Below are 15,016 nucleotides of genomic sequence, written 5' to 3' on the forward strand. Positions count from 1 at the left end.
GCCACCACCTCATCCGCTCCGCACTCGTTCCGAACCCGCTGCGAACCCGCTCCGCATCCACCCTTCGCCCCACTCCCCGCAACCTTAGGCGAGCCCACTGACAGAGCCGTCGGACCACACCCCGGACACTTGAAAGGAAAGTTTCCTAACAGTTATCCGTCCATAACCTTGACGCGCACATGCCCTCTCGCCACCATGCCTGAGACAGCCCTCACCCACCCCCCATCACGCCCAGGAGGCGGACATGTCGCGCACCCCCCGTACTGGCGAAAATCCCTCCAACTCCCGCACCCACCAGGCACGTTGGGCCGTCCCGACCGCCGCTGCCGGGGCGCTCGCGCTCGTCGGCGGGGTGCTTCTGTGGTCGCCCGCCGACAAGGCGGACGCCTCCCCCTCGACCAGGGCGGCGTTCACCGCTGTGGCCGTCGGTGACATCGCTGAACAGTGCACCAAGAGCGACAGCGGCTGCGCCCACCCGAAGACCGCCGCGCTCGTGCAGCAGATCGACCCGAAGTTCGTGATGACGATGGGCGACAACCAGTACGACGACGCCCGTCTGAAGGACTTCCAGAAGTACTACGCAACGACGTGGGGCGCCTTCAAGAACAAGACCCGTCCGGTGCCGGGCAACCACGAGACGTACGACCCGGCGGGCCCGCTCAAGGGCTACAAGTCGTACTTCGGATCCGTCGCGTACCCCGACGGCAAGAGCTACTACAGCTTCGACCAGGGAAGCTGGCACTTCATCGCCCTGGACTCCAACAGCTTCAACAGCTCACAGATCAACTGGCTGAAGAAGGACCTCGCCGCCAACGACAAGAAGTGCGTGGCCGCGTACTGGCACCACCCGCTGTACTCCTCCGGCGAGCACGGCAACAACCCGGTCGGCAAGCCGGTCTGGAAGATCCTCGACGAGGCCGGTGCCGAACTCGTCCTCGGCGGCCACGACCACCACTACGAGCGGTTCGCCCCGCAGGACGCGAACGGCAAGGCCGACTCCGACGGCATGGTCGAGCTGCTCGCCGGCACGGGCGGCGCGAACCCGTACAAGATCGAGGAAGTGCAGCGGAACAGCCAGAAGCGGATCACCAACACCTTCGGCGTGGTGAAGCTCGACTTCACCGACAACGGCTACTCCTGGAAACTCATCGGCACGGACGGGTCGACGAAGGACAGCAGCCCGTCCTACAGCTGCCGCTGATCCGGCCCGGGACCCGCACAGATGTATCTGTCGACCACGGACGCGGTGGCCACGGCCAGGACCGGGTCCAAGTCCAAGTCCACATCCACATCCACGTCCCTGGTGAAAGCCGAAGCCGAAGCCGGGACAGGCGCGGGGCCGGGAGCGGGGCCAGGGACAGGGGCGGGGACGGGGCGCGGGCGCGTCACCGGCCCCGTCCTGGCCCTCGGCGCGGTCAGCCTCGTCACCGACATCTCCTCGGAGATGGTCGCCGCCGTCCTCCCCCTCTACTTCGTCCTCGGCCTCGGCCTGTCCCCGCTGGCCTTCGGCTTCCTCGACGGCCTCTACAACGGCGCCACCGCGTTCGTACGGCTCCTCGGCGGATACGCGGCCGACCGCGGCGGGCGGCACAAGCTCGTCGCGGGCTCGGGGTATCTGCTGTCCGCCCTGTCCCGGCTCGGGCTGCTGCTCGCGGGCGGCGCCACGGCCGGGATCGGGGCCGCCATCGCGGCGGACCGCCTCGGCAAGGGCGTGCGGACCGCGCCCCGGGACGCGCTGATCTCGCTGAGCAGCCCGCCGGACGGCCTCGGCCGGGCCTTCGGCGTGCACCGGGCGATGGACACCACGGGCGCGCTGCTCGGCCCGCTCGCCGCGTTCGCGCTGCTGTGGATGACCGCGGACGCGTACGACGCGGTGTTCGTCGTCAGCTTCTGCTTCGGCCTGTTCGGGGTGCTGCTCCTGGTGGTGTTCGTACCGGGGCGGGACGCGGCACAGGCGCTCGCGGCGAAGCACGACGTGGCGCGGGCCCCGGCGGCGGCGCGTCCGCGCAGGGCCCCCGCCCTCGCCCTCCTCCGCGTCCCCGCCTTCCGCCGTGTCTGCGCCGCCGCCGCGCTCCTCGGCGCCGCGACCATCGGCGACGCCTTCCTGTATCTGCTGCTCCAGCGGCGTCTGGACTTCGCCGAGAGCTGGTTCCCGCTGCTGCCCCTCGGCACCGCGGCGGTCTATCTCGCGCTCGCCGTGCCGGTGGGGCGCCTCGCCGACCGGCTCGGCCGCCGGGGCCCCTTCCTCGCGGGGCACGTCGCGCTGCTGGCCGCCTACGCGCTGCTGCTCCTGCCCACCGACGGCCGACCGCTCCTCGTCGGGGTGCTGCTCGCGCTCGGCGTCTTCTACGCGGCGACCGACGGCGTCCTGATGGCGCTCGCGACGCCCTGCCTGCCGGAGGGGCGGCGGGCGAGCGGCATGGCGGTGCTCCAGACCGGCCAGGCGCTCAGCAGGCTCCTCGCCGCGGCGGGCTTCGGCGCCGCGTGGACCCTGTGGGGCATCGGAGCGGCCCTGACCTGCGCGGCCCTCGCGCTCGTCGCCGCCCTCGCGGGCGCGGCCCTGCTGCTGCGCCCGACGGAGTCCCGTACAGAGAACCCTCCAGAGAACCGTACGGAGCACCCGACCGGCCACCCGGCGGAAGGCCCGCCGGAGCGCCCGCTCGCGCCCCCACCCTCGGAAGGCACCGCATGACCCTCACCCCGCCCGAGGCCTCCACCCGTACGCGTGTCGTCGCCGTCGTGGCCGCCGCCGCGCTGCTCGCCGCCGTGGCCGTCACGTACACGGTGCGCGCCGTGCAGCGGGCCGAACCGGTCGCGTCGCACTCGGAGTTCGCCCTCGACCCCGGCCACCTCTACTTCCGTTCCACGCACGAGGGCGCGGGCCGCGTGGCCCGCGTCCCCCTGCCGGGCTCCGGGCCGCGCACCGCGAGGACCCCCGACGGTCCGTCCTGCGAGCGCTTCTACGCCGCCGGGGGCACCGCCCTGTGCCTGCTGCGCCGCTCCGGCATCCCGCCGAAGTCGTACGCCGTCGTCCTCGACGGGCGGCTGCGCGAGAAGCGGCGCGTCGCGCTCACCGGCATCCCCAACCGGGCGCGGGTCTCGGCGTCCGGGCGGATGCTGTCGTGGACGATGTTCACCACCGGCGACAGTTACGCGGGCGGCGACTCGTCCTTCTCCACCCGTACGTCGATCCTGGACACCCGCACCGGCTACCTGATCAAGAACATGGAGGAGATCCCCCTCACCCTCGACGGCCGCCGCCACCACTCCCCCGACGTGAACTACTGGGGCGTGACCTTCGCCCGCGACGACAACCGCTTCTACGCCACCGTCTCCACCAAGGGCCGCACCCACCTCGTCCAGGGCGACCTGCGCAAGTGGAAGGCGCGGGCCCTGCGCGAGAACGTCGAATGCCCGTCCCTGTCCCCCGACAACACCCGCCTCGCCTTCAAGAAGCGTGTCCGCGGCGGTACGAAGAACCCGTGGCGGCTGTACGTCCTCGACCTGCGGACGATGCGCGAGCACCCGCTCGCCGAGCGCCGCAGCGTCGACGACCAGGCGGCCTGGCTGGACGACGGGACGCTGGCGTACGCGCTGCCGGAGCGGGAGGGAGGGAGCACCCGCAAGCAGAACGTGTGGACGGTACGGGCCGACGGCACCGGCAAGCCCGAACTGCGCGTCCGCGGGGCGAGTTCGCCCTCGGCGGTCCGCTGACCCGCGGCGGCACGCCGAAAAAAATCCGGATGCGCGCACCCCCGCCCGCCCCGCACGATGCCCCCATGTCTCATACGCCTCCTCCCCATACGCCCGCGCCCGCTGCGGCTCCCCCGGCCGCCTCGACGCCCGCGGTCCGCCGGACCGTCGTCCCCGCCCTCTTCCCGCCCCCGGGCTACGCCCACGCGGCCGTCGTCGAAGCCGGTACGCGGCTCGCGTTCATGGCCGGCTCCGTCCCGCTCGACGCCGACGGGGCGCTCGTCGGCGAGGGCGATCCGGTCCGGCAGGCACAGCAGGTCGTCGCGAACCTCGATGCGGCCCTGCGCGCCGTGGGCAGCGACTTGACGCAGGTCGTGGCGAGCACCGTGTACGTGGTCGGGACCGAGCCCGGGGTGCTCGCCGAGGTGTGGCAAGTGGTGCGCGCCTCCGAGCTGTTGACCGTCGAACCGCACACCTCGACGCTCCTCGGGGTGACGGTGCTCGGCTACCCGGGCCAGCTCGTGGAGATCACCGCGACGGCCGTCGTGCCCGAGGGGGCCGGGGCGTGAGCGGCCCGGCCCGCCCCGCCACGACGGCCCCCGCGTCCGCCTCGGTCACGCTGCGCCCCGCGGCCGAGGCGGACGCGGGGGCCGTGGCCGACGTGTATCTGCGCTCGTACGACGCGGCCCTGCCCACGGTCCGCCGGGCCCACACCGACGACGAGGTACGGGACTTCTTCCGGTACGTGGTGGTGGGGCGCGGCGGCACCTGGGTGGCCGAGGCCGCGGGCGCGGTCGTGGGCATGATGGTGCTGGAGGGCGCGGAGCTGAGCCAGCTCTACCTGGATCCGCGGTGGCGGGGCCGGGGCGTCGGGGACCGCTTCGTGGCGCTCGCCAAGGAGCGCAGCCCCGGCGGCCTGTCCCTGTGGACCTTCCAGGTCAACACGCCCGCACACCGCTTCTACGAACGGCACGGCTTCACGGCCGCCGAGCGGACGGACGGCGCGAACGAGGAGCGCGAGCCGGACGTCCGCTATGTGTGGCGTCCCTGAGGAGCCCCGTGGCTGTCGCGGGTGCGGTGCCGGCCCTCCCCTCAGTGGTCCTGTCAGGTGTTCCGGGCGCGGTGGGCCAGGCCGAGCGCGTACTCGGGCCACCACGTTCCCGCGGCGGGGCCGCCGCGGCAGGTGCCGTCCGACTCGCCCGGCCGCTTGACCCACAGGTAGGCGTCGACCGCGGGGTCGCCGGTGCGGGTGGTGGGCGGCGTGCCGAGGGCGCGTCCCGGCGGGTTGCACCAGGGCTTGTCGCCGCCGGTGTAGGCGCCGTTGCCGTTGCGGCTGGTGTCGACGACGAAGTGCTTGCCGCCGCCCAGGGCGCGGGCGAGGCGGTGGCCGTACTCCGTGCTCTCCGCGGTGGTGCGGTAGTTGGAGACGTTCAGGGCGAAGCCGTCGGCGCGGGCGATGCCCGCAAGGCGCAGCGGTTCGACGAGGCGGCCTTCGTCCGGGATCCAGCTCGCGTTGCCCGCGTCCAGGTACACCTTGGCGCCCGGCTGCTGCTTGAGGCGGGCCACGGCGTGGGCGAGCAGACCGTACCGCTCCGAGGCGTCGGCGGCCTGGCAGCCCGCGATCTGCTGGGCGACGGCGTCGGGTTCGACGATCACGTACGCGGGACGGGTGCCGAGGCCTGTCGCGAACGCGTCGATCCACGCGCGGTACCGGTCGGCGTCGCGGGCCCCGCCCGCCGAGTAGTCGCCGCAGTCGCGGTGCGGGACGAAGTAGGCGACGAGGACGGGGGTGCGGCCCGCGGCGGCGGCCTCGTCCACACGGGCGCGCACCAGGTCCCCGGGGTTCTCCTTGTGCAGCCACTCCGCCTGGGCGCGGCGCGCGATGCGTTCCACGAACAGGGCGTCGGAGGTGCGGCCGCTCTCGCGCCAGGTCGCGGCCTGGCGTGCGGCGGGAGTGTCGGGGTTCACCCAGAACTCCCCGGCGGCCTGTACTGGCGGGGCGCCCGCTGCGCCCGCCGTGCGCGCCGTTCCTCCTGGGCCCGCCGCGCCCGCTGTGCCGGTGAGGGCGGTGGCCAGGGTGGCGGTGGCGAGGGCTGCGCGCAGCCAGTGTGCCCGCCTGCGGCGGGGGGCGGTCGACACGATCACCGGGCAACTCCGCTCTCTGGGCACCGAAAGCTCTAGGCTCCCCCGCCCACCCCACCCACTCGCTCCAGTGCCCGCACCTTTCACCCGTTCGGCCCTGCTCTCAATCGCCGAGCAGGCTTTCTTCCCCACCCACCCACCCTTTCCACCCGCCTCGGGCCAGACGCCGCATTTCAGCCCGTCCGGCGTTTGAGGACGAGGCGCGCAGCGCCGATAAGAGCTGGGGTCCAGGGGGCGCAGCGCCCCTGGTTACGGGAAAGGGGCGGGCCTGGGGCGCCCCCGCGAGGCCGGCCACCGCACCTACCCCCGCCGGCCCCGGAACCCATCCGTGGCCGCCACCAACGCCCCCACCACCCCCGCAGCCCCGGCGTCGTGCCCCGCCTCCCCCACGAGCACCAACTCCCCGTCCCCCCACTCCCGCAGCAACCGCCAAGGCACCCCGAGCAGATTCCCGAAGTCGAGACTCCCCTGCACGACCACCCCGGGAATGCCGCTCAGGGCGCCCGCGTCGCGGAGCACCACCTCGTCGTCCCCGAGCCAGTGCCCGTGGGCGAAGTAGTGCGTGACGGTCCGCGCGAACCCGGCGCGGAACTCGGCGTCCTCGTACCGCGCGACGGACCGGGGCGCCGCCATGGCGACGGCGGTCTCCCAGTCGGTCCAGGCCCGCGCGGCCCGGAAGCGCACCTCGGCGTCCGGGGATTCGAGGAGCCGCAGATAGGCGGAGGCCAGGTCGCCGTCGCGGGCCGCCACGGGCACCCCGTCCCGGAACGCCGCCCAGGCCTCGGGGAAGATCCGCCCGAGCCCCCGTGTGAGCAGGTCGACCTCGGCCTGGCTCCCGGTGGCGAGCCCGGTGAGGACGAGTTCGGAGACCCGGTCGGGGTGGGTCTGCGCGTACCGGAGTCCGAGGACCGACCCCCAGGACGCCCCCCACACCAGCCACCGCTCCACCCGCAGGTGCCGCCGCAGCAGTTCGAGGTCGGCGAGGAGGTGCCGGGTGGTGTTCACACCCATGTCGGTGCCGGGGTCGGACGCGTGCGGCGTGGAGCGGCCGCTGCCGCGCTGGTCGAGCAGCACGATCCGGTACGCGTCGGGGTCGAAGTAGCGCCGGTGTCCGGGGGTGCAGCCGGACCCGGGCCCGCCGTGCAGGACCACGGCGGGCTTGCCGAGGGGGTTGCCGCAGACCTCCCAGTACACGCGGTTGCCGTCGCCGACGTCGAGCATGCCGTGGTCGTACGGTTCGATCTCCGGGTAAGGACTCATCCGGGCACGGTAACTCGCCGGGGCGCCACCGGGGTTCAGGTCAGGGCCGCGCCCACCGCCACGAACGCGCAGATCAGCACGGCGAGGACGACCAGCAGCGGCCAGACGAAGCGCAGGTACTTGTCGTAGCCGACCTTCGCGAGCGCGACCCCGCCGATGGTCACGGCGGTCGTCGGCACCCACAGGTTCATCCAGCCGCTGGCCGCGGCCCACGCGGTGACGACCACGGAGCGGGAGACGTCCGCGAAGTCGGCGAGCGGCGCGAGGATCGGCATGGCGAGGGTGGCGTGCCCGGACGTGGACGGGATGAGGAAGGCGAGGGGCAGGTTCACCAGGAACACGATCACCGCGAACACCCCGGAGGACGTGCCCTTCACGACGCCCTCGATCGAATGCAGCACCGTGTCCGTGATCCGCGAGTTGTTCATGATCACCGTGACGCCGCGGGCGAGGACGATGACCAGGGCGGGCGAGATGAAGTCCGCGGCGCCCTGGGTGATCGTGGAGCTGAGCCGCTGCTCGCCCATCCGCGCCACCACGCCCACGAGCACCGCCGCGCAACTGAACAGGGCGGCGAGCTGCGGGAAGGACCAGCCGAGCTCGAACCCGTACGGGGTGGCGTTCGCGTCGCCCGTCAGCGCGCCCGCCCAGGGCACCACCGAGAAGATCATGAAGGCGAAGATCAGGGCGACGAGGACGAGGATCGCCTTGTGCAGCCCGGTGAGTCGGGGCACCTCGCCCTCGGCCGCCTCGGCCACGGCTCCGTCCCGGTCGCCCGGCAGGAAGCCGCTCAGGGAGCGCTCGGGGTTCTTGCGCACGCGGGTCGCGTACCGGATGACGTAGGCGACGGTGACGGCCGTGAGCACCAGCCACATCGCGAACCGCAGCACGATGCCGTCGCCGAGCGAGATCCCGGCGGCCGAGGAGGCGACACCGGTGGCGAAGGGGTTGACGGTCGAGCACAGCACGCCGATGCCCGCGCCGAGGATGATCGCGCCGACGGCGGTCATCCGGTCGTAGCCGAGCGCGAGCATCAGCGGCACGATCAGCCCGTAGAAGCCGAGGGTCTCCTCCGCGAAGCCCTCCACGGTGCCGAGGACGGAGAAGACGACCATGACGCCCGCGATGAGCATCGCGCCGCGCTCCCGGAGCCGGTGCGCGAGCCGGCCGATGCCGCGGTCGAGGGCGCCGGTGGCGAACACGACGGTGATGAACGCGCCGATGGCGAGGACGAAGAGGAACACGCCCGCGCTGCCGTAAAGATCACCGGCCAGATCCGGGCCGACCTGCCCCGACTCGGTGTCCTGCACCCCGTACAGGCCGTTGACCGGCGCGAGGAAGAGGTCGTTGAGGCGGTCGACGAAGGACCGGTCGTCGGGGACGCGGTGGTAACTGCCCTCGACGGGCGCGCCCTTGTCGTCGCGGTCGTAGGCGCCCGGCGGCACCAGGAAGGCGAGCAGCCACACGGCGACGGTGACGATCGCGAGGACGGTGAGGGCGCTGGGGAAGGTGAACCTGCTCCGTGGAGCCGGAGCGTCCGGCTCCCCCGGTCCGGGTCCGGTCGTCGTGGTGCTCATGCGCGGGTCCCGTCGCCGCCGGCGGCGAAGTCGGCCGCGTACTCGCGGACGAAGGCACCGAGTGCGACCACCGTGCCCCGCAGCTCCGACAGGAGCACCCGCTCGTTGGGGGCGTGCAGGTTGCACATGCTGTCCTGCGCGCCGAAGAGCAGCACTTCCGCGCCGGGTGCCGCCTGCGCGAGCCCGTTGACGAGCGGGATCGAACCGCCGGTCGCCACGTACGAGGGCTGCTCGCCCCAGGCCTCGGCGAGGGCGGCGCGGGCGGCGCGGTGGGCGGGCCCGCCGGTCGCCGCCTCGAAGCCGGGCCCCGTGTCGCCGGGGGTGACGGTCAGCGGGACGCCGAAGGGCCGCAGCGAGCGCAGGTGCTCGACCAGCAGCGCCTGTGCCTCGCCGGGGTCCTGGCGGGGGTGGAAGCGCAGGTTCAGTTTGGCGCGGGCGTACGGCACCACGGCGGACGCGGCGTGCGCGACGCCCGGCGCGTCCAGGCCGACGACGGTGACCGCGGGCCCGCTCCACAGCCGCTCGCCGAGGCTGCCGCTGCCCATCAGCGGCGTTCCCGCGCGCACCCCCGCGAGGGCGCGGAACTCCTCCTCCGTGTACGAGGTCCCGCTCCACTCCTCGCGGCGCAGCCCCTCGACGGCCACGTCGCCGTGCACGTCGTGCAGGGTGGCGAGGGCCTTGAGCAGGACGAGCAGCGCGTCGGGCGCGGCACCCCCGAACTCGCCGCTGTGCCGCGGCTCGTCCAGGGTGCGGACCTCGACGACGACTTCGGCGGCGCCGCGCAGTCCGGTGGTGAGGGTGGGGGTGCCGGGGCGGAGGTTGCCGAGGTCCGCGACGACCATGGCGTCGCAGGCGAAGCGGGCCGGGTCGGACGGCGGATACGTGTCGAAGGCGCTGCCGTACTCCTCCTGTCCCTCGATGACGATCTTGATGCCGACGGGCGGGCGGCCGCCGTACGCGCGCAGCATGCCGAGGTGGGCGATGACGTTGGCCTTGTCGTCGGCGATGCCGCGGGCCCGCAGGGCTTCCTCCTCCCCGTCGACGGGCGTCGGCTCGAAGGGCGGCGAGAGCCACAGTGCCTCGTCGCCGGGCGGCTGGACGTCGTAGTGCCCGTAGAGAAGCACGGTGGGCGCCCCCGGGTGCGGCGGCGGGATCTCGCCGTAGACGGCGGGGGCGGTGTCCGGCAGGTCCAGGCGTTCGACACCGGTGACACCGGCGTCGCGCAGCAGCTCCGCGACCAGGTCGTGCGCCTCCTCGACCGGCCCGGACGGGAACCCGGGGAAGGCGACCGAGGGGATCGCGGCGAGGCGTACGAGGTCGGCGCGCAGTCCGTCCATCAGTCCGTCGACCGTGGAGGCGAGCTGTTCGGGGGTCTTGGGCGTCATGGGCAGCTTGGGCGTCATGGGCAGCACCTCTGCGTGCGGAGATTTGCGTCGTTTGCCGTGAACAGCCCGAATTATCGAGTGTGCGCGTGTGCGGATTCCGGACGGCTCGCCGGGCAGCCGCCACCCCCGCGCCGATGCCGCACTAAGGTCGGTGCATGGCCTCGGAGACTTCACCGCACACGGGCGAGCCGGACGGCGGTTCCGTACGCGTCGACAGCTGGATCTGGTCCGTACGCCTCGTCAAGACCCGCTCGGCGGGCGCCGCCGCCTGCAAGGGCGGCCATGTGCGGGTCAACGGCGAGCGCGTGAAGCCGGCGTACGGCGTCAAGCCCGGCGACGAGGTCAGGGTGCGCCAGCCGGGCGGCAGGGAGCGCGTGGTGATCGTGAAGCGCGCCATCCGCAAGCGGGTCGGCGCCCCCGTGGCCGTCGAGTGCTACGTGGACAACAGCCCGCCGCCGCCCCCGCGCGAGGCCGTGGCCCCCGCGGGCGTCCGCGACCGCGGCACGGGCCGCCCCACGAAGCGGGACCGCAGGGACATGGACCGCCTGCGCGCACTGAACAGTCGCAGGGGCCCGGCCAATTCGGCCCGTCCGCCGTTCGAGGACGAGGCCGAAGGCCGATAAGCGGGGGTCCAGGAGGCGCGGCCCCCTGATCACGGGAAGGGGCGCGCCACCCCGGGCCGCCCCAGCGGAAACCACCCGTGCCCCCCGTACCAGTGCCCGCCCGCGCGCAAGTGGTCCCCGACGGCCCGCTCCACCCGCGTACGCCGAGGCAGCCCCCCCACGGCGAGCTGCCGGTCCCCGAACACGAACCCCACCGGAACGGTGTCGTCCGGCGCCTGCTCCCCGTACGTGTCCGCGAGCCGGAACCGCTCCTGGAACCGCACGATGTTGGAGTCCGCGGGCAGATACTCCTTGAGCTGCGGATCGAGCAGCCAGGAGTGGCAGACGGCGACGTCGTACCGCTCGTCGGGGAAGTGCCGGGGGAAGAACTCCCGGGCGAGGTCCACGGAGCGTTGGCACGCCCGCGGTGTCAACGGGCCCCGGAAATCGGGTATGTGGATGTTCAGACAGCGGTCGCCGGGGCCGAGCCCGGTGCCCGCGGCGGCGAGAGCGGCGCCCATCCGCGGCCCGAGGAGGGACCGCTGGAACTGCAGCCGCCCCAGTTGGTACAGCTCACCGCGGAAGTGCAGCGCGTTCCAGCCCGGCACGGGCACCCCGCGGCCGTCGTGGCCGCGGCGGTGCACGGCCATGTGCCGCCCGAGGTCGGCGAGGGTGTGCCGGGAGACGTCGTCGGGTATGCCGCGGCGGCGGTGGTAGGCCCGCACCCGGGGCAGCGCCGCGAGGAAGACGAAGACGTAGAAGCAGCTGCCGAGCTCGCCGAGTTCCTCGGGCAGGGCGGGCAGGCGCGGGCTCTTCTCGGGCTCGCCCAGGTCGCGCAGGAGCACGTCGACGCAGCGCGTGAGCACCCAGCGCGTGTCGGGGTGGTCCAGGACCCGGGCGCGCAGGGCCACCAGCTCGTTGACGTCCTCGTGCGGGACGGCGAGGTCGAGGAGGACCTCGGGCAGTTCGTCGGCGTCGGGCAGGAGCGCTTCGACCGACGACGCGCCCGCCCCGGCCGACGAGACACCCGCTTCGACCGACAACACGCCCGCCCCGGCCGACGAGACACCCGCTTCGACCGACAACACGCCCGCCCCGGCCGACGAGACACCCGCTTCGACCGACAACACGCCCGCCCCGGCCGACGAAGCGCCCTGTCCGGCCGACGGCACGCCCGCTTCGACCGACGGCTCGTCCGGCTCGTCCGCCTCGCCCAGGGCCGTCAGCCACGCGGCGAGGGCCTCGTCGCTCTCCGCCGCGACCCGCAGCACGTCCAGCACGTCTCACCTTCCGCGAGGTCCCGCCGTACGAGCGTCCCCGCAACGGCGGGACCCGAAAACCCGAACCCGCGAACCCAGGACCCGCGAACCCAGGACCCGAGACCCCAGGACCCGAGACCCCAGGACCCGAGAACCCGGGGCCCGAGAACCCGGGGCCCGCATGGCCGGTCGGCAGAGCTACGAGCCGCCGTCGCCTTCGCCGTCGTCGAACCGGGCCGCCGCCAGATAGTCCGGCTGCGGGTCCAGCGCGGCAGCGAGCCGGAAGTGGCGCCGCGCCTGGTCGGGCCGCGCGGCGCGCTCATAGGTGCGGGCGAGGGCGAAGTGCGCGAACGCGTTGTCCGGCTCCCGCTCCAGGACGATGCTGAACTCCAGCTCGGCGGCGCGCAGTTGCGCGGAGGCGAAGAAGGCGCGGGCGCGCAGCAGGCGCGCCGCGGTGTTCTCCGGATGGGCTGCGATCACGGAGTCGAGCAGCTTCACCGCACCCCGCGGGTCCCGGGCGGCGAGGAGCTGCTCCGCCGCGCGGAAGTCGATGACATGGCTCTCCGGGCTGCTTTCGGGCACGCCGGACTCCTTCCCTCACTCCTCAGGGCCAACACTCGCCGCCGTACGCGGTATTCCGGAATCCCGGATGGGGCGCGCACCCCCGGAACACGGCGGCTAGGCGGACCGCGCCCGGTTCCGCAGTTCCTGCCACACCTCGTCCACGCGCGGCGCCAGCTTCTCCAGGGTGCCGTCGTTGTCGACGACGATGTCGGCGATCTCCAGGCGCTGCTCCCGGGTGGCCTGGGCCGCCATCCGGGCGCGGGCGTCGTCCTCGGTCATGCCGCGCAGCCGCACCAGACGGTCGAGCTGGGTGTCGGGCCTCGCGTCGACGACGACCACGACGTCGTACAGCGCCGCGAGGCCGTTCTCCGTGAGCAGCGGCACGTCGTGGACGACCACGGCGTCCTCGGGCGTCCTTGCGGACTCGGCGGCGGCCCGTTCCAGCTCCGCGGAGCGCGCTCCCACCAGGGGGTGCACGATCGCGTTGAGCGCGGCCAGCTTCGCGGGGTCGGCGAAGACGATCGCGCCGAGCTTCGGGCGGTCGAGGGCGCCGTCGGCGTCCAGGACATCCGTCCCGAACTCCGCGACGACCGCGGCCAGGCCCTCGGTGCCCGGTGCCACCACCTCGCGGGCGATCCGGTCGGCGTCGACGAGCACGGCGCCGCGCTCCACCAGCAGCCGTGACACTTCACTCTTTCCGGCACCGATCCCGCCGGTCAGCCCCACTTTCAGCATGAACGGCAGCTTAGGCGATGTCACATCCGGCGGGCCCGCCCCGTCCTTGGACTGTAAGCAGCTGCACCGACGAGGGAGTACGCCATGAATGCACGCTTGAACCTCTTCGAGAGCCACGTCGCGGCGAAGTTCGGCAAGCACCTCTTCGCGGCGGGCCAGGCGGTCAAGGAGTCGACGGTACCGGCCACCACCCTGGAACTGGTGCGGCTCCGCGCCAGCCAGATCAACAGCTGCGGCTTCTGCACCGACATGCACGCCAAGGACGCCGCGCACGCCGGGGAGAGCCAGCTGCGCCTCAACCTGGTCGCCGTCTGGCGCGAGGCCACAGTCTTCACCGAGGCTGAGCGGGCCGCCCTGGAACTGACGGAGCAGGGGACGCGGATCGCCGACGGGGCGCCCGGGGTCACGGACGAGGCGTGGGCGAACGCGGCCAAGCACTACGACGAGGAGCAGCTCTCGGCCCTGGTGTGCGCCATCGCCCTCATCAACGCCTACAACCGCGGCAACGTCATGGTCCGGCAGCCCGCGGGCAGCTACGAGCCCGGTCAGCTGCACCACTGACGGTGGCGGAGGGGGCGCGGCGGCGACGGGGCCGCCGGGCGTCGCGCCCTGACTTCGGGCCCCGGGCCCCGACCGCCCGCGGGCCCCGACCGCACGTGGGCCCCGGCCGCACGTGGGCCCCGGCCGCACGTGGGCCCCGGCCGCACGTGGGCCCCGGCCGCCGGGCCAGGCTCCCAGGGCCGACCGGCCCTAGCTGTCGCCCTCGCGCTCGGCGAGGAAGCGCTCGAACTCGCGGCCGATCTCGTCGGCCGACGGTATGTCCGCGGGCTCCGCGAGCATGTTGCCGCGCGCTTCGGCGCCCGCCGCCGCGTCGTACTGGTGCTCCAGCCCCTGGACGAGGGCGACCAGTTCCTCGTCGCCCTCCTGGACCTGCCGGTCGATCTCGGTCTGGGTGCGGTGCGCCTCGGTGCGCAGGGTGTGCGCGACGGCGGGCAGGACCAGGCCGGTGGCGGCGGTGATGGCCTCCAGGACGGTCAGGGCGGCGTCGGGGTAGGCGGAGCGCGCGATGTAGTGCGGTACGTGGGCGGCGACACCGAGCACGTCGTGGCCCGCCTCCGCGAGGCGGTACTCCACCAGGGCCTCCGCGCTGCCCGGCACCTGTGCCTCCTCGAAGGGGCTCGCGTGGCCGGGGACGAGGTCCGTGCGGTTGCCGTGCGGGGTGAGGCCGACGGGGCGCGTGTGCGGTACGCCCATGGGGATGCCGTGGAAGTTGACCGCGAGCCGTACGCCGAGGCGTTCGACGATCTCCCTGACGGCCGCGGCGAACCGCTCCCACTCGATGTCCGGCTCGGGGCCGGAGAGCAGCAGGAAGGGCGCGCCGGTGGTGTCCTGGAGGAGCCGCACGTCCAGTGTCGGCACCTCGTAGTCGCTCCAGCGGTCGCGCTTGAAGGTGAGCAGCGGACGCCGGGCGCGGTAGTCCACGAGGCGGTCGTGGTCGAAGCGCGCCACGACCTGCCCGGGAAGGCTGTCCACGAGCCGCTCGACGACCTGGTCGCCGGTCTCGCCCGCGTCGATGTATCCGTCGAAGTGGTAGAGCATGACCAGGCCGGCCGACTCCTGGGCGAGTGCCATGTCGACGACAGCGAGGCCCTTCGGCTCCCATGCGTACAAACCCTGCGGATCAAGCACTGTGACCGCTCCTCCTCGTGTTCATTGAGCAGAACACGTGCTGCGGGGCGTGCATTCCCCTCTCCGCGCATTCACAGCATCCACCGACCACCTTGACGCGAACATGCCCC

15 protein-coding genes are annotated in these 15,016 nt (G+C 73.4%); 7 read left to right on the plus strand and 8 right to left on the minus strand.

Features of this window, described 5'->3' with window-relative positions:
• The first annotated feature begins 244 nt into the window (after positions 1-244).
• From GPA10_RS20030 to GPA10_RS20050, 5 genes are all read left to right on the plus strand, one after another.
• Positions 245-1,201 (plus strand): metallophosphoesterase family protein, encoded by a 957-nt coding sequence (locus GPA10_RS20030; protein WP_157166670.1) that lies wholly within the window; start codon positions 245-247, stop codon positions 1,199-1,201.
• Positions 1,202-1,222: 21 nt separating this feature from the next.
• Entirely contained in the window at positions 1,223-2,692 is a 1,470-nt protein-coding gene (locus GPA10_RS20035; RefSeq protein ID WP_246259449.1) for an MFS transporter, read from the plus strand.
• Positions 2,689-3,714 (plus strand): TolB-like translocation protein, encoded by a 1,026-nt coding sequence (locus GPA10_RS20040; protein WP_058851630.1) that lies wholly within the window; start codon positions 2,689-2,691, stop codon positions 3,712-3,714. The genes GPA10_RS20035 and GPA10_RS20040 overlap by 4 nt, the downstream gene beginning before the upstream one ends.
• A gap of 65 nt (positions 3,715-3,779) precedes the next feature.
• Positions 3,780-4,262, plus strand: a complete 483-nt coding sequence (locus tag GPA10_RS20045) for a RidA family protein (RefSeq protein ID WP_058851631.1) — start codon at positions 3,780-3,782, stop codon at positions 4,260-4,262.
• The gene (locus GPA10_RS20050) at positions 4,259-4,744 is read left to right on the plus strand and encodes a GNAT family N-acetyltransferase (protein ID WP_343041124.1); all 486 of its coding nucleotides are present in this window, start codon (positions 4,259-4,261) and stop codon (positions 4,742-4,744) included. The genes GPA10_RS20045 and GPA10_RS20050 overlap by 4 nt, the downstream gene beginning before the upstream one ends.
• A 53-nt stretch (positions 4,745-4,797) precedes the next feature.
• Here GPA10_RS20050 and GPA10_RS20055 read toward each other — a convergent pair whose 3' ends face one another.
• The 4 genes from GPA10_RS20055 to GPA10_RS20070 form a co-directional block, all read right to left on the minus strand.
• Entirely contained in the window at positions 4,798-5,838 is a 1,041-nt protein-coding gene (locus GPA10_RS20055; protein WP_343041125.1) for a glycoside hydrolase family 6 protein, read from the minus strand.
• A 297-nt stretch (positions 5,839-6,135) separates the two neighbouring features.
• The gene (gene pip, locus GPA10_RS20060; protein ID WP_157166671.1) at positions 6,136-7,095 is read right to left on the minus strand and encodes a prolyl aminopeptidase; all 960 of its coding nucleotides are present in this window, start codon (positions 7,093-7,095) and stop codon (positions 6,136-6,138) included.
• A 35-nt stretch (positions 7,096-7,130) separates the two neighbouring features.
• A complete protein-coding gene (locus tag GPA10_RS20065; protein ID WP_157166672.1) occupies positions 7,131-8,672 on the minus strand; it encodes a YfcC family protein in 1,542 nt (513 codons plus the stop codon).
• Positions 8,669-10,075, minus strand: coding sequence for a M20/M25/M40 family metallo-hydrolase (locus GPA10_RS20070; RefSeq protein ID WP_246259451.1), 1,407 nt, complete (start codon positions 10,073-10,075; stop codon positions 8,669-8,671). The genes GPA10_RS20065 and GPA10_RS20070 overlap by 4 nt, the downstream gene beginning before the upstream one ends.
• A gap of 137 nt (positions 10,076-10,212) precedes the next feature.
• On the opposite strand from GPA10_RS20070, the gene GPA10_RS20075 reads away from it, so the two are divergent.
• Positions 10,213-10,680: an RNA-binding S4 domain-containing protein gene (locus GPA10_RS20075; RefSeq protein ID WP_058851635.1), complete on the plus strand. Its 468-nt coding sequence runs from the start codon at positions 10,213-10,215 to the stop codon at positions 10,678-10,680.
• Positions 10,681-10,709: 29 nt separating this feature from the next.
• Here the strand turns inward: GPA10_RS20075 and GPA10_RS20080 are convergent, their stop codons facing one another.
• From GPA10_RS20080 to coaE, 3 genes are all read right to left on the minus strand, one after another.
• Positions 10,710-11,939: an acyltransferase domain-containing protein gene (locus GPA10_RS20080; protein ID WP_343041126.1), complete on the minus strand. Its 1,230-nt coding sequence runs from the start codon at positions 11,937-11,939 to the stop codon at positions 10,710-10,712.
• Between the two features lie 177 nt (positions 11,940-12,116).
• On the minus strand, positions 12,117-12,500 hold the full coding sequence (locus tag GPA10_RS20085; RefSeq protein WP_058851636.1) for a tetratricopeptide repeat protein: 384 nt from the start codon (positions 12,498-12,500) through the stop codon (positions 12,117-12,119).
• Positions 12,501-12,596: 96 nt separating this feature from the next.
• Complete coding sequence (coaE, locus tag GPA10_RS20090) at positions 12,597-13,217, minus strand: dephospho-CoA kinase (RefSeq protein ID WP_157166673.1); 621 nt, start codon at positions 13,215-13,217, stop codon at positions 12,597-12,599.
• 84 nt (positions 13,218-13,301) lie between these two features.
• On the opposite strand from coaE, the gene GPA10_RS20095 reads away from it, so the two are divergent.
• Positions 13,302-13,778 (plus strand): carboxymuconolactone decarboxylase family protein, encoded by a 477-nt coding sequence (locus GPA10_RS20095; RefSeq protein WP_058851638.1) that lies wholly within the window; start codon positions 13,302-13,304, stop codon positions 13,776-13,778.
• 189 nt (positions 13,779-13,967) lie between these two features.
• On the opposite strand, the gene GPA10_RS20100 is transcribed toward GPA10_RS20095, so the two are convergent.
• Positions 13,968-14,906 (minus strand): PAC2 family protein, encoded by a 939-nt coding sequence (locus tag GPA10_RS20100; protein ID WP_343041127.1) that lies wholly within the window; start codon positions 14,904-14,906, stop codon positions 13,968-13,970.
• Positions 14,907-15,016 lie beyond the last annotated feature (110 nt).

It is taken from the genome of Streptomyces typhae, from assembly GCF_009755605.1.
GTDB classification, from domain to species: domain Bacteria; phylum Actinomycetota; class Actinomycetes; order Streptomycetales; family Streptomycetaceae; genus Streptomyces; species Streptomyces typhae.

What these genes read in the sequence shown, in the direction of transcription:
- coaE (WP_157166673.1), bottom strand. Translation starts at nt 13,217, where the DNA reads ATGCTGAAAGTGGGGCTGACCGGCGGGATCGGTGCCGGAAAGAGTGAA.
- GPA10_RS20040 (WP_058851630.1), top strand. Translation starts at nt 2,689, where the DNA reads ATGACCCTCACCCCGCCCGAGGCCTCCACCCGTACGCGTGTCGTCGCC.
- pip (WP_157166671.1), bottom strand. Translation starts at nt 7,095, where the DNA reads ATGAGTCCTTACCCGGAGATCGAACCGTACGACCACGGCATGCTCGAC.
- GPA10_RS20095 (WP_058851638.1), top strand. Translation starts at nt 13,302, where the DNA reads ATGAATGCACGCTTGAACCTCTTCGAGAGCCACGTCGCGGCGAAGTTC.
- GPA10_RS20065 (WP_157166672.1), bottom strand. Translation starts at nt 8,672, where the DNA reads ATGAGCACCACGACGACCGGACCCGGACCGGGGGAGCCGGACGCTCCG.
- GPA10_RS20075 (WP_058851635.1), top strand. Translation starts at nt 10,213, where the DNA reads ATGGCCTCGGAGACTTCACCGCACACGGGCGAGCCGGACGGCGGTTCC.
- GPA10_RS20045 (WP_058851631.1), top strand. Translation starts at nt 3,780, where the DNA reads ATGTCTCATACGCCTCCTCCCCATACGCCCGCGCCCGCTGCGGCTCCC.
- GPA10_RS20035 (WP_246259449.1), top strand. Translation starts at nt 1,223, where the DNA reads ATGTATCTGTCGACCACGGACGCGGTGGCCACGGCCAGGACCGGGTCC.
- GPA10_RS20070 (WP_246259451.1), bottom strand. Translation starts at nt 10,075, where the DNA reads ATGACGCCCAAGCTGCCCATGACGCCCAAGACCCCCGAACAGCTCGCC.
- GPA10_RS20030 (WP_157166670.1), top strand. Translation starts at nt 245, where the DNA reads ATGTCGCGCACCCCCCGTACTGGCGAAAATCCCTCCAACTCCCGCACC.